Annotated in this window: 21 protein-coding genes and 1 pseudogene; 13 read left to right on the forward strand and 9 right to left on the reverse strand. The window is 64.7% G+C overall.

The annotated features are described in order from the left end of the window. Positions 1-40: 40 nt before the first annotated feature. The 11 genes from FUT88_RS06290 (at position 41) to FUT88_RS06340 (ending at position 10,720) form a co-directional block, all read left to right on the forward strand. Positions 41-1,459, forward strand: coding sequence for an FAD-binding oxidoreductase (locus FUT88_RS06290; RefSeq protein ID WP_147214269.1), 1,419 nt, complete (start codon positions 41-43; stop codon positions 1,457-1,459). Next, positions 1,459-2,349, forward strand: coding sequence for a LysR substrate-binding domain-containing protein (locus FUT88_RS06295; protein WP_147214270.1), 891 nt, complete (start codon positions 1,459-1,461; stop codon positions 2,347-2,349). The genes FUT88_RS06290 and FUT88_RS06295 overlap by 1 nt, the downstream gene beginning before the upstream one ends. 494 nt (positions 2,350-2,843) lie before the next feature. Beyond that, a complete protein-coding gene (locus tag FUT88_RS06300; RefSeq protein WP_147214271.1) occupies positions 2,844-4,337 on the forward strand; it encodes an FAD-linked oxidase C-terminal domain-containing protein in 1,494 nt (497 codons plus the stop codon). A gap of 11 nt (positions 4,338-4,348) precedes the next feature. After that, positions 4,349-5,287, forward strand: coding sequence for an ion transporter (locus FUT88_RS06305; protein WP_147214272.1), 939 nt, complete (start codon positions 4,349-4,351; stop codon positions 5,285-5,287). A 22-nt stretch (positions 5,288-5,309) separates the two neighbouring features. After that, the gene (glcE, locus tag FUT88_RS06310) at positions 5,310-6,443 is read left to right on the forward strand and encodes a glycolate oxidase subunit GlcE (RefSeq protein ID WP_147214273.1); all 1,134 of its coding nucleotides are present in this window, start codon (positions 5,310-5,312) and stop codon (positions 6,441-6,443) included. Between the two features lie 26 nt (positions 6,444-6,469). Beyond that, the gene (gene glcF / locus FUT88_RS06315) at positions 6,470-7,714 is read left to right on the forward strand and encodes a glycolate oxidase subunit GlcF (protein WP_147214274.1); all 1,245 of its coding nucleotides are present in this window, start codon (positions 6,470-6,472) and stop codon (positions 7,712-7,714) included. Positions 7,715-7,765: 51 nt separating this feature from the next. Further along, positions 7,766-8,143: a CidA/LrgA family protein gene (locus tag FUT88_RS06320; RefSeq protein ID WP_147214275.1), complete on the forward strand. Its 378-nt coding sequence runs from the start codon at positions 7,766-7,768 to the stop codon at positions 8,141-8,143. After that, on the forward strand, positions 8,140-8,871 hold the full coding sequence (locus FUT88_RS06325) for an LrgB family protein (protein WP_147214276.1): 732 nt from the start codon (positions 8,140-8,142) through the stop codon (positions 8,869-8,871). Before FUT88_RS06320 ends, FUT88_RS06325 begins: the two co-directional genes overlap by 4 nt. 169 nt (positions 8,872-9,040) lie before the next feature. Then, positions 9,041-9,436: a VOC family protein gene (locus FUT88_RS06330; RefSeq protein ID WP_147214277.1), complete on the forward strand. Its 396-nt coding sequence runs from the start codon at positions 9,041-9,043 to the stop codon at positions 9,434-9,436. 62 nt (positions 9,437-9,498) lie between these two features. Continuing rightward, entirely contained in the window at positions 9,499-9,978 is a 480-nt protein-coding gene (locus FUT88_RS06335; RefSeq protein WP_147214278.1) for a cupin domain-containing protein, read from the forward strand. A 43-nt stretch (positions 9,979-10,021) separates the two neighbouring features. After that, the gene (locus tag FUT88_RS06340) at positions 10,022-10,720 is read left to right on the forward strand and encodes a helix-turn-helix transcriptional regulator (protein ID WP_027680592.1); all 699 of its coding nucleotides are present in this window, start codon (positions 10,022-10,024) and stop codon (positions 10,718-10,720) included. 24 nt (positions 10,721-10,744) lie between these two features. Here the strand turns inward: FUT88_RS06340 and FUT88_RS06345 are convergent, their stop codons facing one another. The 9 genes and pseudogenes from FUT88_RS06345 to FUT88_RS06385 form a co-directional block, all read right to left on the reverse strand. Beyond that, complete coding sequence (locus FUT88_RS06345) at positions 10,745-11,242, reverse strand: glutathione peroxidase (protein ID WP_147214279.1); 498 nt, start codon at positions 11,240-11,242, stop codon at positions 10,745-10,747. A gap of 92 nt (positions 11,243-11,334) precedes the next feature. After that, positions 11,335-14,609 (reverse strand): annotated as a pseudogene (locus tag FUT88_RS06350) (pilus assembly protein). Positions 14,610-14,637: 28 nt separating this feature from the next. Further along, entirely contained in the window at positions 14,638-15,207 is a 570-nt protein-coding gene (locus FUT88_RS06355; protein WP_102066764.1) for a PilX N-terminal domain-containing pilus assembly protein, read from the reverse strand. 2 nt (positions 15,208-15,209) lie between these two features. Beyond that, complete coding sequence (locus FUT88_RS06360; protein WP_147214280.1) at positions 15,210-16,253, reverse strand: PilW family protein; 1,044 nt, start codon at positions 16,251-16,253, stop codon at positions 15,210-15,212. Beyond that, the gene (gene pilV, locus FUT88_RS06365; RefSeq protein WP_147214281.1) at positions 16,250-16,852 is read right to left on the reverse strand and encodes a type IV pilus modification protein PilV; all 603 of its coding nucleotides are present in this window, start codon (positions 16,850-16,852) and stop codon (positions 16,250-16,252) included. Before pilV ends, FUT88_RS06360 begins: the two co-directional genes overlap by 4 nt. Further along, positions 16,849-17,322, reverse strand: coding sequence for a GspH/FimT family pseudopilin (locus FUT88_RS06370; protein ID WP_147214282.1), 474 nt, complete (start codon positions 17,320-17,322; stop codon positions 16,849-16,851). Before FUT88_RS06370 ends, pilV begins: the two co-directional genes overlap by 4 nt. Positions 17,323-17,330: 8 nt before the next feature. Further along, positions 17,331-17,768, reverse strand: coding sequence for a type IV pilin protein (locus FUT88_RS06375; RefSeq protein ID WP_147214283.1), 438 nt, complete (start codon positions 17,766-17,768; stop codon positions 17,331-17,333). Positions 17,769-17,964: 196 nt separating this feature from the next. Continuing rightward, complete coding sequence (locus tag FUT88_RS06380) at positions 17,965-19,104, reverse strand: PilT/PilU family type 4a pilus ATPase (RefSeq protein WP_012762832.1); 1,140 nt, start codon at positions 19,102-19,104, stop codon at positions 17,965-17,967. Positions 19,105-19,170: 66 nt separating this feature from the next. Continuing rightward, positions 19,171-20,214 carry a type IV pilus twitching motility protein PilT gene (locus tag FUT88_RS06385; RefSeq protein WP_004631600.1) on the reverse strand — a complete coding sequence of 348 codons (1,044 nt, stop codon included), beginning with the start codon at positions 20,212-20,214 and terminating at the stop codon, positions 19,171-19,173. A gap of 122 nt (positions 20,215-20,336) precedes the next feature. Between FUT88_RS06385 and FUT88_RS06390 the strand changes: the two genes are divergently transcribed. Together FUT88_RS06390 and proC are read left to right on the forward strand one after the other, a co-directional pair. Further along, on the forward strand, positions 20,337-21,053 hold the full coding sequence (locus tag FUT88_RS06390) for a YggS family pyridoxal phosphate-dependent enzyme (RefSeq protein WP_147214284.1): 717 nt from the start codon (positions 20,337-20,339) through the stop codon (positions 21,051-21,053). A 30-nt stretch (positions 21,054-21,083) separates the two neighbouring features. After that, positions 21,084-21,908 carry a pyrroline-5-carboxylate reductase gene (proC, locus tag FUT88_RS06395; protein ID WP_147214285.1) on the forward strand — a complete coding sequence of 275 codons (825 nt, stop codon included), beginning with the start codon at positions 21,084-21,086 and terminating at the stop codon, positions 21,906-21,908. Positions 21,909-21,936: the final 28 nt, after the last annotated feature.

The raw sequence follows: 21,936 nt of genomic DNA on the forward strand, positions 1-21,936 counted from the left end.
GCCCGAGCCGGCTTCAGACCGCTGCCCCACGCGAGACGCCATGAACCATCCAGCCCTGCCCTCCCAGATCATCCGCAAGCCGATTCCGCCGGCCATGCTCGACGCGCTGCGCGCGCGCTTCGGCGACCGCGTCTCCACCACCGAAGCCGTGCGCGCCCACCACGGCCGCGATGAATCGGCCTACGACCCGATGCTGCCCGACGCCGTCGTCTTCGCGCAGACCACCGAGGAAGTCGCCGCCGTGGCCAAGCTCTGCTTCGAGCACGAGATTCCGCTGATCCCGTATGGCGCCGGCTCGTCGCTCGAAGGCCATCTGCTGGCCGTGGCCGGCGGCGTGAGCCTCGATCTCTCGCAGATGAACCACGTGCTGTCGGTGCACCCGGAAGACCTGACGGTGACGGTGGAGCCGGGCGTCACGCGCAAGCAGCTCAATATCGAGATCCGCGATACCGGTCTGTTCTTCCCGATCGACCCCGGCGCGGATGCGTCCATCGGCGGCATGTGCGCGACGCGCGCGTCCGGCACCAACGCCGTGCGCTACGGCACGATGCGGGAGAACGTGCTGAACCTGACGGTCGTCACCGCCGACGGCCGCATCATCAAGACGGCCAACCGTGCGCGCAAATCGTCGGCGGGGTATGACCTCACGCGCCTCTTCATCGGCAGCGAAGGCACGCTGGGCATCATCACCGAGATCACGCTGAAGCTGTATCCGCAGCCGGAAGCCGTGTCGGCCGCGGTGTGCGCCTTCCCGAGCATGGGCCACGCGGTGTCCGCCGTGATCGACACCATCCAGATGGGCGTGCCGATTGCGCGCGTGGAGTTTGTCGACGCGCTGGCCATCCGCGCGATCAACCAATACGACAAGCTCACGCTGCCCGAGATGCCGACGCTGTTCTTCGAGTTTCACGGCTCGGAACACGGCGTGCAGGAGCAGGCCGAGACCGTCCAGCAGATCGCTGCTGAACATAAAGGCCAGGGCTTCGAATGGGCAACCCGCCCCGAAGACCGCAGCCGCCTGTGGAACGCCCGCCACAACGCCTACTTCGCCTTCCTGCAGCTCAAGCCGGGCTGTCGCGCCGTCACCACCGACGTGTGCGTGCCCATCTCGCGCCTGGCCGAGTGCGTGGTGGAAACGGAAAAGGACCTGCTGGCCAGCGCGCTGCAACTGCCCGCCCCCATCGTCGGCCACGTGGGCGACGGCAACTTCCACGTCGCGCTGCTGATCGACCCGAACAAGCCGGAAGAACTGGAAGAAGCCGAGCGCATCAACCAGCGCATCGTCGCGCGGGCGATTGCCATGGACGGCACCTGCACGGGCGAACATGGCGTGGGCCTGCACAAGATGGACTTCCTCATCGCCGAACACGGCAACGATGCAATCGACCTGATGCGCAGCGTCAAGCAGGCGCTGGACCCAAAGCACATCCTCAACCCCGGCAAGATCTTCCACCTGTAATGGCCTCCGTCTTCAAGCGCGTTCCTCCGCTGCACCTGCTGATTGCCTTTGAGGCGGGGGCGCGCCATGCGAGCTTCGCCCGCGCGGCCGAAGAGTTGTCCGTCACGCCCAGCGCGGTATCGCACCGCATCAAGAACCTCGAAGAGCTGTGGGGCGAAGACCTCTTCGTGCGCACCGGCACGGCGCTGCGGCTGACGGCAGCCGGCACGCGCTATCTGCGCAGCGTGCAAGTCGCGCTCGACACGCTGCACGAACTGGCGCGGCCCGAGTTCAGCAAGCAGCGCGCACGGCTGCGCGTGGCGATTCCGCCCACGTTCGGGCGCCAGCACCTCGTGCCGCGCCTGCCGGAGTTCAACGCGCTGTACCCGCACATCGATCTGGAACTGCATCTGTCCATCCCGTTCCTCGACGTGAAAGCCGAGGACACCGATGTCGAGATCCGCTACGGCACCGGCCGCTATCCGGACCTGAAGACCACGCTGCTGCTCAACGAGCCGGTCTTTCCGGCGTGCGGGCGTGGCTACTTCGAGCAGATCAGCGGCAACACGATCACCGAAGCATCGCAGTTGCTGAACCTCACGCTGCTGCGCAGCCCGCTGGAGCCGTGGCGCCCGTGGTTTGAGGCGGCCGGGCTGGACGCAGTGGAGCCCGCGACCGGTTCGCTGTTCAACGACATCGGCCTGATGCTGGAAGCGGTGGCCTCCAACCAGGGCGTGGCGCTGGTTCGGCAAGCCATGGCACGCAACTGGCTCGCTTCAGGTCAGATCGTCCGGCTGCTGGACATCGAATCGGCATCGCCACATGCTTACTACATCGTCCAGCGCGAGCAGGCGCCGATGAAGCCCGAGGCGCGGCAGTTTGTGGACTGGTTGCTTGGGCTGGATTGGTAAACCGGTCAGCCGTGGGCCGCCAAGCCTCGTAACTGGACCTCAAACCACCGGATTCGAAACTTTTAGTATCGACGTTGACGTTCGGAACCCCAGCGTTGATGAAAAAAGCAGCAACGTCGGAGCAAAAAGCGTCATGGGTCGAGCCTCCGGGCCTCGAAGTTGGCGTTCTGAACCTCATCGTTGCTGCTTTTTTCATCAACGTTGACTCTATTTGCCTCACGCATGAGGTATTCGAACCTCAGATTCGAAATTTTTAGTGTGAAGCTCGGTGATCGGAGGTCCATCGTCGACGGTCGGAGGCTCGATCATGAAGGTCTGACCTCCACGAATGAGCGGTAAAACCTTGCCGCAACGCGATGAACCGCATTGGCCGCCTCGGCGAGCCAAATTCATCGCAGCAAAAGTCCTTAACACGCCGCATGGCGCGGCGGCCGGGCTATAGTGCCTCCCACCCCCGGCCACCGCTGCCGGGCACAACGATGAGAGACACCCCCATGAACGCGTCGCTGCCCGCCACCGCCCGCGATCAATCTGCCCTGCAGGCCGAGTTGACCGCCGCGCTGTCCCAGATCGTGTCCGACGACGCGCTGCTCTGGGAGCGCGAAGACACCACCCCGTATGAATGCGATGGCCTCGCCGCCTACCGGCAGGTGCCGCTGGCCGTGGTGCTGCCGGATACCGAGGCGCAGGTCGTCGAAATCCTGCGCGTGTGCCACCGCATGGGCGTGCCCGTGGTGCCGCGCGGCGCGGGAACGAGCCTGTCGGGCGGCGCGATGCCGACACCGGGCGGGCTGGTGCTGTCGCTGGCCAAGTTCAAGCGCATCATCAAGGTCGACCCCTACACGCGCACGGCGGTGGTCCAGCCGGGCGTACGCAATCTCGCCATTTCGGAAGCCGCCAACCCGCACGGGCTGTACTACGCGCCTGATCCGTCGTCGCAGATTGCCTGCACCATCGGCGGCAACGTGAATGAAAACTCCGGCGGCGTGCACTGCCTGAAATACGGCCTGACCGTGCACAACGTGCTGCGCGTGCGTGCCGTGATGATGGATGGCGAGGTCGTCGAATTCGGCAGCGAAGCGCCCGACGCACCCGGCCTCGACCTGCTGGCCACAGTGATCGGCTCTGAAGGCATGCTGGCCGTGGTGACCGAAGTGACCGTGCGCCTGATCCCCAAGCCGCAACTGGCGCAGGTGATCATGGCCAGCTTCGACGATGTGGAATCGGGCGGCAACGCCGTGGCCGATGTGATTGCCGCGGGCATCATCCCGGCCGGGCTGGAGATGATGGACAAGCCCGCCACCGCGGCCGTGGAGGAATTCGTCTGCGCGGGCTACGACCTGGATGCCGCCGCCATCCTGCTGTGCGAATCCGACGGCACGCCCGAAGAAGTGGCCGAAGAAATCGCGCGCATGAGCGAAGTGCTGCGCGCCTCGGGTGCCACGCGGATCCAGGTCTCGCAAAGCGAAGCCGAGCGCCTGAAGTTCTGGAGCGGACGCAAGAACGCGTTCCCCGCAGCGGGCCGCATCTCGCCGGACTACTATTGCATGGACGGCACCATCCCCCGCAAGCACATCGGCACGCTGCTGCGACGCATCCAGCAAATGGAGCAGAAGTACGCCCTGCGCTGCATCAACGTGTTCCACGCCGGCGACGGCAACATGCACCCGCTCATCCTCTTCAACGGCGAAGACCAGGACGAATGGCACCGCGCCGAACTGTTCGGCTCCGACATCCTCGAGACCTGCGTGGAGTTGGGCGGCACCGTGACGGGCGAACACGGCGTGGGCGTGGAAAAGCTCAGTTCGATGTGCGTGCAGTTCTCGGCCGAAGAACGTGACGCCTTTCTGCGCGTGAAGGCGGCCTTTGACCCGGCACGGTTGCTGAACCCCGACAAGGCCATCCCCACGCTCGCGCGCTGCGCCGAATACGGCAAGCTCCACGTGCGCAACGGCCTGCTGCCGCATCCGGATCTCCCGCGCTTCTGAAGCCCGCAGCCATGAAGAATCCGCCCCGTACCGCCCGGAACCGCTGGCACGCCCACAACGCGCGCCTTGGCGAATATCTCGGCAAACCCGAGAGCGGCTGGCGCGCGCGTTGGTACACCATCATCTTTGAAGCCGAGACGCGCGCCGGCAGGCTGTTCGACCTGACCCTGCTGGGGGCCATCCTCGCCAGCGTGCTGGTGGTGATGCTCGACAGCCTGCCCAGCGTAAGCGGCCGCGCGGGCACGCTCTTCACAGTGCTCGAGTGGCTCTTCACGCTGCTGTTTACGGCGGAATACGTCATGCGCATCCTCGTGGTGCGCAGGCCCTGGCGCTACGTGCTGAGCTTTTACGGCGTCATCGATTTCATCTCGATCCTGCCGACGTGGCTGGCGATCTTTGTGCCCGAGCTGGCCTACCTGCTCGATGTGCGGCTGCTGCGCCTGCTGCGGATTTTCCGGATCCTGAAGATCACGGTGTACTTTGAAGAAGCGCAGATTCTGCTGCGCGCACTGCTGAACGCGCGGCACAAGATCTTCGTGTTCCTGGGCACCGTCTTCATCATCACCATCATCCTGGGCACGGTGATGTACGTGGTGGAGGGGCCGCAGCATGGCTTCACCAGCATTCCGGTCAGCATGTACTGGGCGGTCGTTACGCTCACCACCACGGGCTTCGGTGACTTGGTGCCCCGCACGCCGCTGGGCCAGTTCATCACGTCGATGACCATCCTGCTCGGCTACAGCATCATCGCGTTCCCCACCGGCATCATCGGCGCGGAACTGGTGAACACCATGCGCGACGGGTCCTCTCCCACGCCGAATTCAACCCCGCCATCGACGCGCGCCTGCACAGGCTGCACGTTCGACCGTCACGACATCGACGCCGCATTCTGCAAGCGCTGCGGCACCCGGCTTCCGCTTCACCCCACCGAGACCGCGCCCAGCCAGTGAGCTGCGCACCCGAAGGTTCGCCATGCCAAGCACGCCAGACACCGCCCTTTCGCCCACGCTCGCACGTTTTCGCGACGCCATCGCGCACGCGGCCGACAGCCACACGCCGCTGACCTTGCGCGGCGGCGGCACGAAAGATTTCTACGGCCGCGCGCCGCAGCCCAACGGCGCCGTGCTGGACACACGCGAATGGTCCGGCATCGTCGACTACGACTGTGCTGAACTCGTCGTCACCGCACGCAGCGGTACGCCGCTCGTCGAGATCGAAGCCGCACTCGCCGAGCACAAGCAGATGCTGGCGTTCGAGCCGCCGCACTTTGCTGCGAATGGCCAACAGGCAACCGTGGGCGGTGCGTTTGCATCGGGCCTGTCCGGGCCGCGCCGGCAATCGGTGGGCGCATTGCGCGACTTCGTGCTCGGCGCCGTCGTCATGGATGGCCGCGGCGACATGCTCAACTTTGGCGGCCAGGTCATGAAGAACGTGGCGGGCTACGACGTCTCGCGGCTGATGGCGGGCGCGCTCGGCACGCTGGGCCTGATCGTGCAGGTGTCGCTGAAGGTGCTGCCGATGCCGTTCTGCGATGCGACGCTGCGCTTTGCCATGGCGCAAGGCGAGGCCATCGATACCCTCAACCGCTGGGGCGGCCAGCCGCTGCCGATTGCGGCGTCTGCGTGGATCGACGGTGCGCTGTGGGTGCGCCTGAGCGGTGCCGATGCAGCCGTGCGTGCGGCCATCGCCAAGCTTGGCGGCGAGCGTGTTGACGACGCAGAAGCGGCGGCGTTCTGGCGCGACCTGCGCGAGCAATCGCATGCGTTTTTCGCGCGCGCCGTGCAAGGCAGCCTCCCGCTGTGGCGCATCGCCCTGCCGCCGGCCACGCCGCCGCTGGCACTTGGGGCAGCGTCGGCCGATGAGCAACTCGTCGAATGGGGCGGCGGCCAGCGCTGGTGGATCGACACCGCCAACACCTCCGCCGACGTCATCCGCGATGCCGCACGCAAGGCCGGCGGCCACGCCACGCTGTTCCGCAACGGCGACCGCGGCAGCGACGTCTTCACGCCCGTAGCCGCGCCATTGATGGCGGTGCACAAACGCCTGAAAGACAGCTTCGATCCGCACGGCATCTTCAACCCGGGCCGCCTGTATTCAGCGTTCTGACTGCCGACTTCTCACGCAAGCCCATCATGCAAATCACGCTCGCGGCGTTCCTGCGCAACACCCCACAGGGCGAAGAAGCCCAAAGCATCGTGCAGAAGTGCGTGCACTGCGGTTTCTGCACGGCCACCTGTCCGACCTACCAACTGCTCGGCGACGAGCTGGACGGCCCGCGCGGACGCATCTACCTGATGAAGCAGGTGCTGGAGGGCCAGCCCGCCGGCGAGGCCACGCGCCTGCACCTGGACCGCTGCCTGACCTGCCGCAACTGCGAATCGACCTGCCCGTCCGGCGTGACCTACGGGCGCCTGGTCGAGATCGGCCGCAAGATCGTCGATGACCAGCTCGACGCGAAAGGAGAATCGCGCCCCCTTGGCGAACGCGCCATACGCTGGGCGCTGCGAGAGGGCCTGACGCGGCCGGCGCTGTTCGGCTCCGCGCTCAGGCTCGGGCAGGCGGTGCGGCCGATGTTGCCGCCGGTGCTGCGCAACAAGGTTCCGGCGAAGCAACCCCACGCCGGCGTGCGGCCAAGCAACGCGCACGCACGCAAGATGCTGCTGCTCGAAGGCTGCGTGCAACCCGCCATGTCGCCCAACATCAACGCGGCCACGGCGCGTGTCTTCGACAAGCTGGGCGTGCAACTCATCAGCGCAGACCGCGCGGGCTGCTGCGGGGCCATCCGCTATCACATGAACGACCATGCCGGCGGCCTCGGCAACATGCGCGCCAACATCGACGCATGGTGGCCGCATATCGAGGCCGGCGCCGAGGCTATCGTCATGACGGCGTCCGGCTGTGGCGCGATGGTCAAGGAATACGGCCACCTGCTGCGCGATGACCCGGCCTATGCCGAGCGTGCGGCGCGCGTGTCCGCCATGACGCGCGATCTGTGCGAGGTGCTGCCTGCGTTTTCGCAGCAGCTTCTGCAGAAGGCCAAACCCGAAGCGCAACGCCCGCGCGTGGCGTGGCACCCGCCCTGCACGCTGCAACACGGTCAGCAGATCCGCGGCGCGGTGGAAACACTGCTCGGCTCGCTGGGTGTGGACGTCAAGCTCTGCGCCGACAGCCATCTGTGCTGCGGCTCGGCGGGGACGTATTCGGTGCTGCAACCGGAACTCGCCTATCGGCTGCGCGACGACAAGCTCGCCAAGCTGCAGGCAACGCAGCCCGAGCGCATCGTCACCGCCAACATCGGCTGCGTCACGCATCTGCAAAGCGGCACCGACACGCCGGTCGAACACTGGATCGAGCTGGTCGACCGCATGCTCGTCTGAAACGAGCGCGCCCGGTTCTATACTGGCCGCTTCGTTTGTTCCGGAGGCCCCATGCTGCAAACCTTCGCGATCCTGTTGACGTTCCAGTCAGTGGGAGAGCTGTTGACGTATTCGATGCACCTGCCGGTGCCCGGCCCGGTGATCGGCATGGTGCTGCTGGTCATCTACCTGCTGGTGGACAAGGGCCGCGTGCTCGAAGTCATGCAGGGCACCGTCAGCGAATTGCTGCGGCACCTGACCATTCTGTTCGTGCCGGCCGGCGTGGGTGTCATGACGCAACTGAACCGCATCGGGCAGGAATGGCTGCCGATCGTGGTGGCGACTGTCGTATCGACGTGGCTGTCGATTGCCGCCGGTGCACTTGTCACCCGCGCGCTGATGCGCTGCATGGGTGACCACGGCGAAGCCCACGAGGAGCTGGCCCCATGAACGCGATGGCTCCGAACCTGCATCAACTCTGGGTCTACCTGGCCGCCAGCCCGTTGCTGGGCCTGACCGCCACGCTCATCGCCTACCTGATCGGCGTGCGCCTGCATGAGCGCAGCCGCTTCAACCCGATGGTCAATCCGCTGCTGATTGCGGTCGTCATCCTCGGCACGCTGCTGACGCTCACGGGCACGCCGTACAAGACCTACTTTGACGGCGCGCAGTTCGTGCACTTCCTGCTGGGGCCGGCCACGGTGGCGCTGGCGGTACCGCTGTTTCAGCAATGGGCGAAGCTGCGCCGCCACGCGTTGCCACTCATGGCCGGGCTGCTTGCGGGGTCGGTCGTGGCGGTGGTGTCAGCCGTGGGCATCGCCTGGCTGTTGGGCGCATCGCCGGAAACGCTGCGCTCGATGGCGCCGAAATCGGTGACGATTCCGATCGCCATGGGCATCTCGGAGAAGATCGGCGGCGCGCCGACCATCACGGCGGTGCTGGTGCTCATTACCGGCATTGTCGGGGCCACCACCACGACGCGGCTGCTGAATCTGCTGCGCGTGCGCGAGTACAGCGTGCGTGGCTTTGCCACCGGCATTGCGGCGCACGGCATTGGCACCGCGCGCGCGTTTCAGGTCAATCCGGAAGCCGGCGCGTTCTCGGCGCTGGGCATGGGCCTGAACGGCGTGCTGACAGCGGTGCTGGTGCCGCTGCTGGCGGGCTGGATTCCACACTGAACTGCTTTCCCTCCGCCCGGCATTCACTGCCTGGGCAACCTGCAACACGCTCGGCCATCCTCCTGAATGCTCCTGACAGAACGCTGTCAGGAGCCCCCCGCCAGAATCGCTCCACCTCAACCGGCAACGGCACTCCCAACCGCCTGAGCCACCTACCGGAGCGAACACCATGGCAAGCGTCATCAACTGGTTTGAAATCCCCGCCAACGATTTCCCGCGCGCGGTGAAGTTTTACGAGAACGTCTTCGACACGCAGCTCAAGCAGGAAGACATGGGCGACATGACCATGGGCGTGTTTCCGGCGGGTGAGACGACCATCCACGGCGCGCTGGTCAAGGGCGAGGGCTTTGCGCCGTCCGACAAGGGCAGTGTGGTCTACCTGAACGCGCCCAACCTGGATGCCGTGCTCGAACGCGTGAACGGCAGCGGCGGCCAATGTGTCTTCGGCCCCATGACGCTGCCCGACCACATGGGCCGCATCGCCCACATCGTCGACACCGAAGGCAACCGCGTCGGCCTGCACGAGCCGGACGCCAGGACGCAGGCCTATCTGCTACAGCAGTAACGCCCCCACGAGGCCGGTGCGCGGGCGCCGGCCTTCACTACGAGACAGAGAAGAAGAACATCATGCCGAGCCAATCCCCGTATCTCATGCGTGCCGCGGATATCGCCTCACGCACGCAGTCGTTTTCGCACCCCTGGAACAGCCTCTCGGAAATTCACGGCACGATGATGGGCCGGCTGCTCGGGCTCAAGCGCACCGGCGTGAACTTCGCGCGCGTGCCGCCGGGCAAGGAGTCGTTCGTCTATCACGCGCACCAGCGCGAAGAGGAATGGATCTACATCCTTTCCGGCGAAGCGCAGGCCGAGATCGACGACAACATCTTCACCGTGCGCAGCGGCGATTTCATGGCCTTCCCCACAGGCGTCGCGCACCACCTGCGCAACTGCGGCAAGGAAGATCTCGTCTACCTGTGCGGCGGCGAACATCTCAACATCGAGATTGCCGATTTCCCGCGACTGGGCAAGCGCATGCTGCGCCGTGGCGAGCAGGTCGACGTGGTGGATATCCACCCGCAACGTGAACTGACGCCCTTCGGCGCGTAGGGGAAAGATTGTGCGGATTGCGCGCGGCAAGAAGCCCACTACAATGCCGCGCATGACCCGCCGCGCCGACCGCCTGTTCCAGATTGCCCAGATCCTGCGAGGCCGCCGTTTGACCACGGCGGCGATGCTGGCCGACCGCCTCGGCGTGTCGGAGCGCACGGTGTATCGCGATATCCGCGATCTGTCTGTCTCGGGCGTGCCGATCGAAGGAGAAGCCGGCATCGGCTACCGCATGCGTGCCGGCTACGACCTGGCGCCGCTCATGTTCACCGCCGATGAAGTGGAAGCGCTGGTGGCCGGCGCGCGGATGATCAAGGCGTGGAGCGGCGGCACCATGGCCGACTCCGTGGAAGCGGCGCTGGAAAAGCTGATGGGCGCCCTGCCCGCCGAACGCCGCGCCGAGGCCGAGACCACACGCATCTTCGCGCCCGGCTACGGCATGGGCAGCGAGGTCAAGCAGGTGTTCGATACGCTGCATGCCGCCCTGGGCCGCCACGCTGTTGCGCGGCTGTCTTACCGCGACGCGCAGGGCCAGTTGACCGAACGCTGCATCCAGCCGCTCGGCCTGTTCTTCTGGGGACAAGTCTGGCTGGTGGCCGCCTGGTGCGAGCACCGTCAGGACTACCGCACTTTCCGCCTCGACCGCTGCGTCAAAGTGGACATTCTGGAGCGCCACTTTGCCGAATCCGCCGAGCGCTCGCTGGCGGACTTCATGCGCAAGGTGCGAGGCTCGTCGGATTAACGACCGTAACCGACGAACGCAACGTCAGGCGGGATCCGGCTCCGCCAGCAGCCGCTCGATATCGCCGGCAATCTCTTCCGGCTTGGTCATCGGCGCGTAGCGCTTGTACACCGTGCCGTCGCGGCGCAGCAGGAACTTGGTGAAGTTCCATTTGATGGCTCCGATGCCGAGCACGCCGGGCTTTTCCGAGGTCAGCCACTTGTAGAGCGGATGCGCATTGGAGCCGTTCACGTCGATCTTGCCGAACATCGGGAAGGAGACGCCGTAGTTCTTTTCGCAGAACGCGCCGATTTCGTCTTCGCCGCCCGGTTCCTGCTTGCCGAACTGGTTGCACGGAAAGCCGAGCACTTCCAGCCCCTTGTCGTGCAGCCGCTTGTATACCGCCTCCAGCCCCGCGTATTGCGGCGTGAATCCGCACTTGCTGGCCGTGTTCACGATCAGCAGGACCTTGCCCTTGTACTGCGACAGCGGCACGCGCTGGCCGGTCAGCGAATCGGCCTCGAATGCATAAACGTCAGTCATGGCTACTCTCCGGATGGTTGCGGGAACGGGAATGTTCCGGCATCTGGCCGGAATTTTAACGGCCCGCGCTGGGGGGGCCGTTGGGGCAGAAGTTAGGGCTTCTTGTCGGTTTCGGAGAACCAGAATGTGCGCTTGCGTTTGCCGAGGCCGGTGGGGGTGACCTTGATCGGCGCCAACGACGATCCGCCACCGCCAGGGCCGGTTTGATTGCCGCAACCGAAGCACACCGGCACCGGCGTCGTACCGCCATTGCCATTGTTCACGAGCACCACGCCATATACGGACGACGGCGGGAAGCCCCCGCCATCGAGCATGACGGATCGATCGGTATTCTGCCCTGCACCGGTAAGGAAACTGAGGGAATAGGTGCGTGCGACCCCGAGGTTCGGATAGCACATGCCCGCCTTGGGCACCGCCGGCGTGTTGGTGCCGAACGTCGTGTAGCCCGCCACGGTCAGCGGCGCATTCACAACCTTCTCCCCCGGATTCGGCAACGTGATGAAGAAGCCGGAGCCCGTGCCGTTGTACGCCACGGACGTCGCGTCGACGAGGTTGGCCTCGGTCAGCGGCGTCCAGCCCGCAGGCACAGGACCCAGGTTCGGATCCTTCAGCATGTAGAACCGGTTCACCACGTTGTAGGCGGTACCGGGCGTATTCGAGGCCGAGTACAGCGGATGCTCGCGGTCGCCGGTGCCCGCCATGACAGCATTGAAGCCGGCCGTCGGCACCACATCCGGCGCATAGAAGAACTTGCGCGCGTTGTTGGTGTTGGCTGCGCCGCCGAGCGCCGCGAATTGCGTCAACGCCCAATATGCGGGGGTGTTGCCGGCGGCGCTCTGGAAGTCCACGCGCCAGATGTTGCCGCCCACATCGCCGACGTACGCCATCTGGATGTAGCCGCTGCCCGTGCGGTCCACCGCGGTGACGTCGGAGGCGATCGAGCGCGTAAGGCTCGTGTTCTTTACACACACGCCAGCAACGCCACTGCAGTTGGCCAAGGCGCTCCACACCGGCACGCCGCTATACGCGTCGAGCACGACAATGCCACGGCCCATGGTGTCGGTGCCGGGCGCAGGGTCGCTGTCTTCGGAGGCCGCATCGTAGCCGGCACCCATGATGAGCACTGGGTTGGTATAGCCGGCCACGCGCATCAGGCGGGGCTTCGACCAGGTCTGGCCAAGCTCGGGAATATCGGTGTTGCTGCGCGACCAGAGATAGCGCGGGTTGACAGGGTCGGTCACGTCCAGCGCATAGATGAGGCTGCCGCCCCGACGCGCGTCAGGTAAATGACGGTTCGGGGGCTGCCCGCGACACGCTGGTCCTGCATGACCGTCGTGCTGCCGTCGAAGAAGTCGTCGCGCGGTGTGGGCTTGGGCGTGATACCGCCCGGCGTGGTGGAGAGAGCCACCTCCGGCGTGTTGGCATAGAGCCGGCTCAACTTGCCGATGAACTCCGGTGGGATGAAGCCCCACAGCTCACCGCCAGGACGCACGATGTTTGTTGACGAGGTCTTGATGCCGGTTGCCTGGTTGCCGTTGACGGCATGGAACACGCCGTCATTGGTGCCGTAATAGACGACGACATTCGGCGCGGTCGAGGTCCCGTAGTTGATCACCACTGGGCGCGAATGCAGCACGTCGCCGTGGATCGAGGGGCGAATCGTCACCGGCGACCCAGGACCCGTCTCGGCTTCCTGCCCAACCGTCGGCGCCTTGGTGCTTCCGTCCATCGCGTAGACGTCGCGGCCGCGCACCCAGTTAATGAAGTAGTTCTGCTCGGCCGAGGTGATCGCCGGGGCGCCGTTGACGCTGTTGTACGAGTTGATCGCGTCCAGGCCCTTGCCGGTGCCTCCCGTCAGCCAGGTGTTGTTGGTGTCGAACGTCGGCATGGCACCGCTGGTCGGGCACGTGCCGATGCCGTTGCACGTATACAGCACGCGCGTGCTCTGATCCGTCAGGAACTGCGCCCGCAGCATTTCGCCGGCACCGCCCTTCTCGACGACCTCGCCGTCAGGGGAGTCACTCGCGCCTCCAACGCCAGAAGGGCTGTTGATCCAGAACCCATTCTTGGGCCAGTTTGTCAGGTTGGATCCGTAGCCGCTGGTGCCAAAGGCGAGCGGAGGATCGGCCGTCCAGAAGCTGATGGCATTGGGCGAAATGAAGCCGGTGCCCGCGCTGCTCAGCGCCGGATTGCCGACTGAATCCAGCAACTGCAGCGTGCCGTTGGTGTCATAGCCGACCTGGTACTGCTTCAGGTTGCCCATCCAGCGCGGCGCGGCGGTCGCGTCCGGGCGGAACATGCCGACATAGACCTGGTTCAGGAACTGTCCCTGCGCGTTCACGGCGGCCGGCAAGCTCACCGAGGCGAACACGCTGTTCACAGCCTGAATTTCGTTGAAGATCTGCAGCAGGATGTTCTTCAGCTGGTCCGGTTGGCCGAGCTGTGCAACATACGCCTTGCCCCCGCCGTTCGTGGCCATGCTCTGGTCGAACGCGACGTAGTCGGGGTTATTCCCGTCCGTGACGGAAATCGTATAGGTGATGATGTTCTGCGGCGGATGGTCCTTCGGGATGGTCTTCGTCTGCAGGTCATACCGGTACATGAACTGCGCCCATTCGTCGCCCCAGTTGTCCTGGTATTTGTTGTAGGGCGACGGTATGACAATCTGCGGCGGTGTCGTATTGGCCGGCAGGCCGAGGGCGGTCGCCAGATCGCTCTGGATGTTCTTCCCGGTGTCCTGCGGCTTGCCGTTATTGACGGCGTTGCCGATGTAGATGACGTAATTCCGCTGACATGGGTTGTTGATCGGGCGGACCGATGAATAGCTCGTGCCCGACGGACCCGTCCCGCTGTTGAAGTAGGCCCATGCCTCCTCCATGCCGCCGCCGACCTGCGAGTTGTTCGAGTTGTTCGCCTGGCGGTCGATGGTCAACACGTACTTGAGGAAACTGTCGATGCCGCTGCCATCCATCAACGGCAACTGCGCCGGCGGCGTCGACGGAAACTGGAACTGCGCGCCGACGTTGTTGCCGTTGCCGAACATCATCAGGCCAAGGTTCAGGTTGCCCAGTAGCGACGGTGAATTCTTGAACGCATTCACCGCGTCATAGAGCGCGCACTGCTCGGCGCCTACGTCGGTGTTCGCATTGTTGTTGGATACGACGCCGGTCGTATCGCAGGTGAACGTTGCGGATGCATTCCATGTGGACGCGTTGTCCATGATGATCAGCACGTTGGGCTTGCCTGCCTGCGGTTGCAGCCCGGTGTACAGATCAATATCCTCGGCCCCGGCAGGCTGGACACACGCCAGCGCGAGCGCGGCGGTGGCCGTCGCGGCAAACGCAAATCGTTGAGCAAATGAGCGCATATGAGTTGTTCCTTGCTTGCGCGTTGGCTTACGGACACGCGGCGCCGGTCAGCACGCGAACGGCCACGCCCTGATGCAGCGTGGTGTTCACGGCCGTGCCATTGGCATCGTTGACGGTGGCAGCGACATCCCACTGCGTCGCACTGCAGTTCGACATGCCGCCCGGCGTGCCGGCAGCGGTCAGGATGCCGGTGTCGGAGTTGTTGTTCACGCCGCTGAAGCAGGACGAGTCAGCAGCAAAGTTGGGGCTGGTCGTATCGGTGGTCAGCTGCGTGTTGGCAATCGGCTTGGTGGCCACGCAGGCAGGCGCGGCAACCTGCGCGGTGTAGTCGGCCTTGCCATCGCCGTTGACGTCCACCGGCACGCTGGTGGCGACCGGGTTGGAGGTGAAATCCGCGCTGATGACCTGTTCGATGCCCTGCTGCGCAGCACTGCGCGCCTCCAGCCCGTACTGCTGGTTGGCAGCGATCTTGGTGTTGATCACGCCCGAATTCATCATCATCACGACGATGCCCATGAAGATCGCCAGGAAGATCAGCGTGACGACAAGCGTCACGCCCGACTGACGTGCCGATTGGCGAACCGAAAAGCGCCGCATGGCTACTCCCGAGGGCCGGCCACATTGGCGACGCGCGCGAGCTCTGCGTAGACGTGCCGTTTGTAGCCATCGTTGAAAGGGGCGGTGAGCGTGCTGCGGCCCATGTCGTAAGACCGCGTATCGATCCAGCCGGGTGACACGCCCAGCGTGCGCGCAAGCACGTTGATGCGCACGGCGGTCACGTTGCTCCAGTTGGTCGCGGCGGATGCGAGCCAGTTGTAGCCGCTCACGGTGGTACACGCGGCGCTGTTATCGATGCCTGGATTGGCGACGTAGCAATCGGGCGAACCGTTGCCGTCCATATCGACGCCATAGACGAAATGCACGTCGTCGATGCCCTGGGCGATCGAGTTGGGCGGTTGCATTGCACCGCTCGAAAACTCGACCATCTTGAGCGTGGGAATGCTGTCGCCGCCCGTGCCGCAGCGGTCGCACGTGGCGAGGTAGAACGCTCGCACGCTGACCTGGCGAAGGTCGGCGAAATTGGTGCAGGTCTTGTCCTTGAGGGTGAAGTCCGTTGCGGTGGCGCTGAACACAAAGGGCGACGTGTCAGTGCTGCAGAACGAGTCCTGCAGATAGGCCTGCCCTGCCGCGACGGCACTCGCCGAGGTGACGGTGCTGGACACGCGCCGCACCACCAGGATCTCGGAGTTGGGCGACAGGTTCGGCAGGCATGGCGCCGCATTTGCACCGGGCACGTAACCGTAGATGGCCACCGGCACGGTCGCCGGGCTGTTGCTGAAGCCGAGCGCATTCGTGGCGGCGGCGCAGACATCGGGCGTGGCGATGGCAGAGGTGCCCAGCAGATTCAGATCACCGAGAAAGCCGCCCAGTCCGACTTCCTGGCTGATGATGTCGAGCGCATAACGGCCGTTCTCGATCTGCGTGGCGCTGTTGCCCAGCTGCACGCGCGATTGCGACGTCGATGCATACAAGCTCGCCAGCGCGGTCAGCAGCAGCAACCCCAGCGCCATGCCGACCATCAGTTCGATCAGCGACATCCCGCGCTGCAGACGCCGCGTGCGATGTGTGCGAGGCATCGTCATGACAGCACCCCCATGCGCACCTGCACGCTGATGGCGCGCCGATAGGCGTCGTTACCGTAATTGCCGCTGCCGCTGCCACAGGGCAACGCCGGCGCCACGGTCTGCACCAGGCCTTGCCATGCGACGGTTACGCGATAGATCTGGTTGACCGTGTCGATGGCTTCGATACAGCCGCGCGCACCGATCATGGCGCCCAGGGCAACGGTGCCGCTGGCGGCAGTCTCCGTATTGCCAAGCAGCGCATTGTTCCAAGCCGCGAGATCGGTTGTGACGGTGGCTTGCTGTGCGGCCGTGCCGGTCGTGCAACTGGGCGCCGAGACACCGCCCGTGCCTACCGTGGTGATGGCACCGGCCACCGCGTAGCAGGACGCCACCTGGCGATTGGCATTGAGCCGCGCGGCCATGTCCTGCAACAGCGTCAGGGCCTGCACGCGCTGGTAAGACTCCATCTCGGACTGGTTCGAGCGGACCATCATTCCGGCCGCGCCCAGCAGCGCGACGAGCAAAATCACGACCGAAATCAGAATCTCGATGAGCGTCGTGCCACGCTGTGTGCGCTTGCCGAGCCGGCGATGTGACAAACGTGCGATGGCGCTCATGAGCACGTCCCCGAGACCACGGCGACACGGCCGCTGCCGCCCACCTGCACGCAGCTGGGCGAGACCGATTGCGACGCGCTCGTCGGCGATACCTGGAACGTGACGCCACCTGCAGTGGGCCGTCCATCGTTGCCGAACGACAGCGTGTTGCCGCTGCTCGCCGCAATGGTGACGCCGCTGTACGGCCCGAACGTGCGGATCACCGTGGCAGGTGTGCCCACCGTCAGCGTCCAGCCGCTCGCCCAGGTGCTCGTGGTCGAAACGGTCGCGATGGCGTTCTGCTTGACCGCCTCCGCACGCGCCAACGACACGGCGGACGACAGGTCGAACGATGCATTGCGTGTGGCCTGGGTCGCGATCATGCCCGAGAACGACGGCACCGCAATCGTGACGAGGATGGCGAGCACGGCCAGCGTGACCATCAGCTCGGTCAGCGTGAAACCTTGGGTGGGCTTGCGCAGGATATTCATGGCTCGCCTCACTTCCAGCAGTTCGAGGCGCCCGTGGACGCCGTCTTGGCGCCAGTGTTCGTCAGCGTCAGCGTGCCGCACGCGCTGTCGTTCACCTGCTGCGAGCCTTGTGGAGTCGCCGCCAGTTGGTAAGACGGCGGCACGCTGCTGGCGCTCAACGTGAAGGTGTAGTTTGGCGAAACGTTGGCCGGCACGTTGCTGGCGTATTGCAACGCGGCCAGATTCGGCGCATAGGCACGGTTGTCGAGCAGGAAGCGCTCCTGCGCGGCCGCCACTTCCTGCATGAAGGATTCCGCCGCTGCCCGATTGGAGCGGACGATGTACTGGACGTAGCTGGGATACGCAATGATCGCCAGGATGCCGACAATGGCCACTGTGATCATGAGCTCAATCAGCGTAAAACCCCGCGCCGCCCGCGCGCGCTGACACCTCGGCTTGCTTGCCACGTTTTCACCCACCCGGATTTGCTGTTGCTTTTATCGTTTTGATGCGTGCCCGCCGATGACTGGCAGCCCCGCTCACCGCTTAAACGGCAATTCTCAGCAAATATTAAGGAAAGATCATGAGGACCGGGTGGACTTCGGGGCGGCGCAAACGTTATGCGCCGCAAATTACCTCAAATGATGTAGCTCCGAAGCCACATCAAACGACGTTCAGATGCTCAGTGCCGGCAGACAGATCGGTTTGCCCGCCGCGCTTGCTGTGCAGCTTGATCTGCAGGCGCAGATCGTTGAGCGAGTCCGCGTTGCGCAGCGCATCTTCGTACGTGATCTTGTTTTGTTCGTACAACTCGAACAGCGCCTGGTCGAACGAGATCATCCCCTGCTCGCGGGATTTCTTCATGACCTCCTTCAGTTCGTGCACCTCGCCCTTGAAGATGAGGTCTTGCACCAGCGGGGTCGCCAGCATGATTTCGACGGCCGGCACGCGCCCCTTCTTGCCCTGACGCGGCAGCAGGCGCTGCGCGATCATTGCGCGCAGGTTCAGCGACAGGTCGATCAGCAGTTGCTGACGCTTCTCTTCCGGGAAGAAGTTGATGATCCGGTCGATGGCCTGGTTCGAGCTGTTGGCGTGCAGCGTGGCGAGGCACAGGTGGCCCGTTTCCGCGTACTGGATCGCGTATTCCATCGTGTCGCGATCCCGGATTTCGCCGATCAGGATCACGTCCGGCGCCTGGCGCAGGGTGTTCTTCAGCGCCACGTGCCACGACTCGGTATCGACGCCCACCTCGCGCTGCGTCACCACGCAGTTCTGGTGCGCATGCACGTATTCCACCGGGTCTTCAATGGTGATGATGTGACCGTACGAATTCGCATTGCGATAGCCCACCATCGCCGCCAGCGAGGTCGACTTGCCCGAGCCCGTGGCGCCCACGACGATCACCAGGCCGCGCTTGCTCATCACGATCTCGTTGAGGATCGGCGGCAGGTCCAGCTCGCCCAGCGTCGGGATCTTCGTATTGATGGTCCGCAGCACCATGCCGGCACGGCCCTGCTGCATGAACGCCGACACGCGGAAACGCCCGGCACCCGGCGCCGTGATGGCGAAGTTGCATTCCGAGCTGTCTTCGTACTCGCGCAGCTGCTTCTCGTTCATGATCGACTTGACCAGACCGAGGGCCTGCTGGGCATTCAGCGGCTGCTGCGAAATCGGCGTGACCTTGCCGTCCACCTTGATCGCGGGCGGAAATTCTGCCGTGATGAACAAGTCCGAGCCACGGCTGTTCACCATCAACTGCAAGAGTTCGTGGATGTATTTGGTGGCGGCTTCGCGGTCCAGCATGGCGTGCCCCTCCTGGAAAGAATTGGAAAGCGCGCTGACGTATCGGTCAGCGCATCAGTTGGCGCATCAGCTGACGAACGCGTCGGGGTTCTTGGCGATGGCGCGCGCGTCTGCGTAGTTGATCGCCGAGCGCTTGATCAGCTCCGACAGGCACTGGTCGAGCGTCTGCATGCCCATGCCGCTGCTGGTCTGCATCATCGAGTACATCTGCGAGATCTTGTTCTCGCGGATCAAGTGACGGATGGCCGGCGTGGCAATCATGATTTCGTGCGCCGCAATCCGGCCCGAACCGTCGCGCGTCTTGAGCAGCGTCTGCGAGATCACCGCCTCCAGCGATTCGGAAAGCATGGTCCGGACCATCTCCTTTTCGTCGGACGGAAACACGTCGACGACCCGGTCGATGGTCTTGGCTGCGGAGCTGGTGTGCAGCGTGCCGAACACCAAGTGGCCGGTTTCTGCAGCGGTCAGCGCCAGGCGAATGGTTTCAAGGTCACGCAATTCGCCGACGAGCACCACGTCGGGATCTTCACGCAGCGCAGATTTCAGCGCATTGGCGAACGAATGGGTATGGGGCCCGAGTTCACGCTGGTTGATCAGGCTCTTCTTCGATTCGTGCACGAATTCGATCGGGTCCTCCACCGTGAGGATGTGGCCCATGTCGTTTTCGTTGCGGTGGTTGACCATCGCGGCCAGGGTGGTCGACTTGCCCGAGCCGGTCGGGCCCGTGACGAGCACCAGGCCGCGCGGTTTCATCGCCAGGTCGGCAAACACGGCCGGCGCCTTGAGGTCATCCAGCGAGAGCACCTTCGAAGGAATCGTCCGGAACACCGCCGAAGCGCCGCGGTTCTGGTTGAACGCGTTGACCCGGAAACGCGAGAGGCCGGGGATCTCAAACGAGAAGTCGACTTCCAGGTTTTCTTCGTAGACCTTGCGCTGCCCGTCGCTCATGATGTCGTACACCATGGAGTGCACGTCCTGATGCGTGAGCGGAGGCACGTTGATCCGGCGCATGTCGCCGTGGATCCGGATCATCGGCGGCAGTCCGGCCGACAGGTGCAAGTCCGACGCCTTGTTCTTGGCGGAAAACGCCAAAAGCTGCGCGATGTCCATCTTATAATGACCCCCGACTTTTTTATGTCGCCCGGGCGTCGCAAAGGCGCCTCCAGACGCGCTCCGAGCCGTTGTTTTGACGTGCCGGAACCTTGTTTATTTGTAACAAACGTCGCCGGATTATGTCTGTAATCGCCGCCAACTTGCAAGCCGTGCGTCAACGGATCACAACGGCCTGCACACTGGCTTCGCGCGATGCTGCGGGTGTCACATTGCTGGCAGTTTCCAAGACGTTCGACGCCGATGCGGTGCGCGCCGCGCATGCCGCCGGGCAACGCCTCTTCGGCGAAAACTACGTGCAGGAAGGCATCGCCAAGATCGACGCGCTGGCCGACCTGCGCACGGGCCCCGATCCCATCCATTGGCACTTCATCGGCCCCCTGCAGAGCAACAAGACGCGCGCCGTGGCCGAACAATTCGACTGGGTGCACAGCGTCGATCGCCTGAAGATCGCCGAGCGCCTGTCGGCCCAGCGTCCGGACACCTTGCCGCCGCTGCAGGTCTGTCTCGAGGTCAACATCAGCCGCCAGGCCAGCAAACATGGCCTGTTGCCCGATTTCGATGACGTGCTTGCCGTGGCACAAGCCGTCTCGTCCCTGCCCCGCCTGCAGCTGCGCGGCCTGATGGCCGTGCCCGAACCGAGCGATGACCCCGTGGCGCAGCGCAAGCCGTTTGCTGATCTGCGTGCCCTGGCCGCTCAACTGCGCGAGGCCGGCATCCCGCTTGATACCTTGTCGATGGGCATGTCCGCCGACCTGGAAGATGCGATTGCCGAAGGCGCCACGATTGTGCGCGTCGGCAGCGCCATCTTCGGCGCGCGGCATTACGCCAACGCCTGAATTCCTGTTTTCTTTCACACCACCACTCTCATGCTCGACACTCTGAAACTCGGCTTCATCGGCGGCGGCAACATGGCGGCGGCCCTCATCGGCGGCCTGATCGCCAAGGGCGCGCACGGCGGCAACATCGTGGTGGTAGACCCGACCGAACCCGCCCGCAGCCGCGCCGAGCAGACCTGGGGCGCCCGCACAGCCGCTGCTCCGGGCGCAGAACTGGCCGACCGCGACGTGATCGTCCTGGCGGTCAAGCCGCAGCAGATGCGCGAGGTCTGTGCGCAACTGGCACCGCATCTGCGCGACAGCCTGGTGCTGTCGGTGGCGGCGGGCATCCGGATCCAGGATCTGTCGCGCTGGCTGAATGGCCACGCGCGTGTGGTTCGGGCGATGCCGAATACGCCTGCGCTCTCCGGTCTGGGTATGACCGGCCTGGCCGCCAACGCTGGCTTGTCCGACGCCGACCGAGCGACCGCCAGCGCCATCGCCAATGCCGTCGGCAAGAGCGTTTGGGTGCCCGCCGAAGCGCAGATTGATGCGGTGACCGCCATCTCGGGCAGCGGCCCTGCCTACGTGTTCTATTTCATCGAAGCGATGCAGCAGGCGGCGCAGGAGCTGGGTCTTTCGGCGGAGGATGGGCGCACGTTGGCGGTCGAGACGTTTATTGGCGCGGCCACGCTGGCGGGCCAATCGACCGAGCCGGTTGAGGTGCTGCGCGAGCGTGTGACGTCCAAGGGCGGGACGACCTATGCAGCGCTGACTTCAATGGAAGGGGCCGATATCAAGGCTGCTTTTGTGCGGGCGATGCATGCTGCGGCGGCTCGGGGGAAGGAGATGGGGGAGGAGTTTGGGAGGGATTGAGGGTTGTCGGTGCATCCCTTGTTTCATC

Source organism: Ralstonia sp. TCR112 (assembly GCF_007997035.1).
Lineage (GTDB): Bacteria > Pseudomonadota > Gammaproteobacteria > Burkholderiales > Burkholderiaceae > Ralstonia > Ralstonia edaphi.

Bases quoted from the DNA above. Each gene is read 5' to 3' on its own strand.
- FUT88_RS06290 (WP_147214269.1), top strand. From the start codon at position 41: ATGAACCATCCAGCCCTGCCCTCCCAGATCATCCGCAAGCCGATTCCG.
- FUT88_RS06295 (WP_147214270.1), top strand. From the start codon at position 1,459: ATGGCCTCCGTCTTCAAGCGCGTTCCTCCGCTGCACCTGCTGATTGCC.
- FUT88_RS06300 (WP_147214271.1), top strand. From the start codon at position 2,844: ATGAACGCGTCGCTGCCCGCCACCGCCCGCGATCAATCTGCCCTGCAG.
- FUT88_RS06305 (WP_147214272.1), top strand. From the start codon at position 4,349: ATGAAGAATCCGCCCCGTACCGCCCGGAACCGCTGGCACGCCCACAAC.
- glcE (WP_147214273.1), top strand. From the start codon at position 5,310: ATGCCAAGCACGCCAGACACCGCCCTTTCGCCCACGCTCGCACGTTTT.
- glcF (WP_147214274.1), top strand. From the start codon at position 6,470: ATGCAAATCACGCTCGCGGCGTTCCTGCGCAACACCCCACAGGGCGAA.
- FUT88_RS06320 (WP_147214275.1), top strand. From the start codon at position 7,766: ATGCTGCAAACCTTCGCGATCCTGTTGACGTTCCAGTCAGTGGGAGAG.
- FUT88_RS06325 (WP_147214276.1), top strand. From the start codon at position 8,140: ATGAACGCGATGGCTCCGAACCTGCATCAACTCTGGGTCTACCTGGCC.
- FUT88_RS06330 (WP_147214277.1), top strand. From the start codon at position 9,041: ATGGCAAGCGTCATCAACTGGTTTGAAATCCCCGCCAACGATTTCCCG.
- FUT88_RS06335 (WP_147214278.1), top strand. From the start codon at position 9,499: ATGCCGAGCCAATCCCCGTATCTCATGCGTGCCGCGGATATCGCCTCA.
- FUT88_RS06340 (WP_027680592.1), top strand. From the start codon at position 10,022: ATGCCGCGCATGACCCGCCGCGCCGACCGCCTGTTCCAGATTGCCCAG.
- FUT88_RS06345 (WP_147214279.1), bottom strand. From the start codon at position 11,242: ATGACTGACGTTTATGCATTCGAGGCCGATTCGCTGACCGGCCAGCGC.
- FUT88_RS06355 (WP_102066764.1), bottom strand. From the start codon at position 15,207: ATGCGGCGCTTTTCGGTTCGCCAATCGGCACGTCAGTCGGGCGTGACG.
- FUT88_RS06360 (WP_147214280.1), bottom strand. From the start codon at position 16,253: ATGACGATGCCTCGCACACATCGCACGCGGCGTCTGCAGCGCGGGATG.
- pilV (WP_147214281.1), bottom strand. From the start codon at position 16,852: ATGAGCGCCATCGCACGTTTGTCACATCGCCGGCTCGGCAAGCGCACA.
- FUT88_RS06370 (WP_147214282.1), bottom strand. From the start codon at position 17,322: ATGAATATCCTGCGCAAGCCCACCCAAGGTTTCACGCTGACCGAGCTG.
- FUT88_RS06380 (WP_012762832.1), bottom strand. From the start codon at position 19,104: ATGCTGGACCGCGAAGCCGCCACCAAATACATCCACGAACTCTTGCAG.
- FUT88_RS06385 (WP_004631600.1), bottom strand. From the start codon at position 20,214: ATGGACATCGCGCAGCTTTTGGCGTTTTCCGCCAAGAACAAGGCGTCG.
- FUT88_RS06390 (WP_147214284.1), top strand. From the start codon at position 20,337: ATGTCTGTAATCGCCGCCAACTTGCAAGCCGTGCGTCAACGGATCACA.
- proC (WP_147214285.1), top strand. From the start codon at position 21,084: ATGCTCGACACTCTGAAACTCGGCTTCATCGGCGGCGGCAACATGGCG.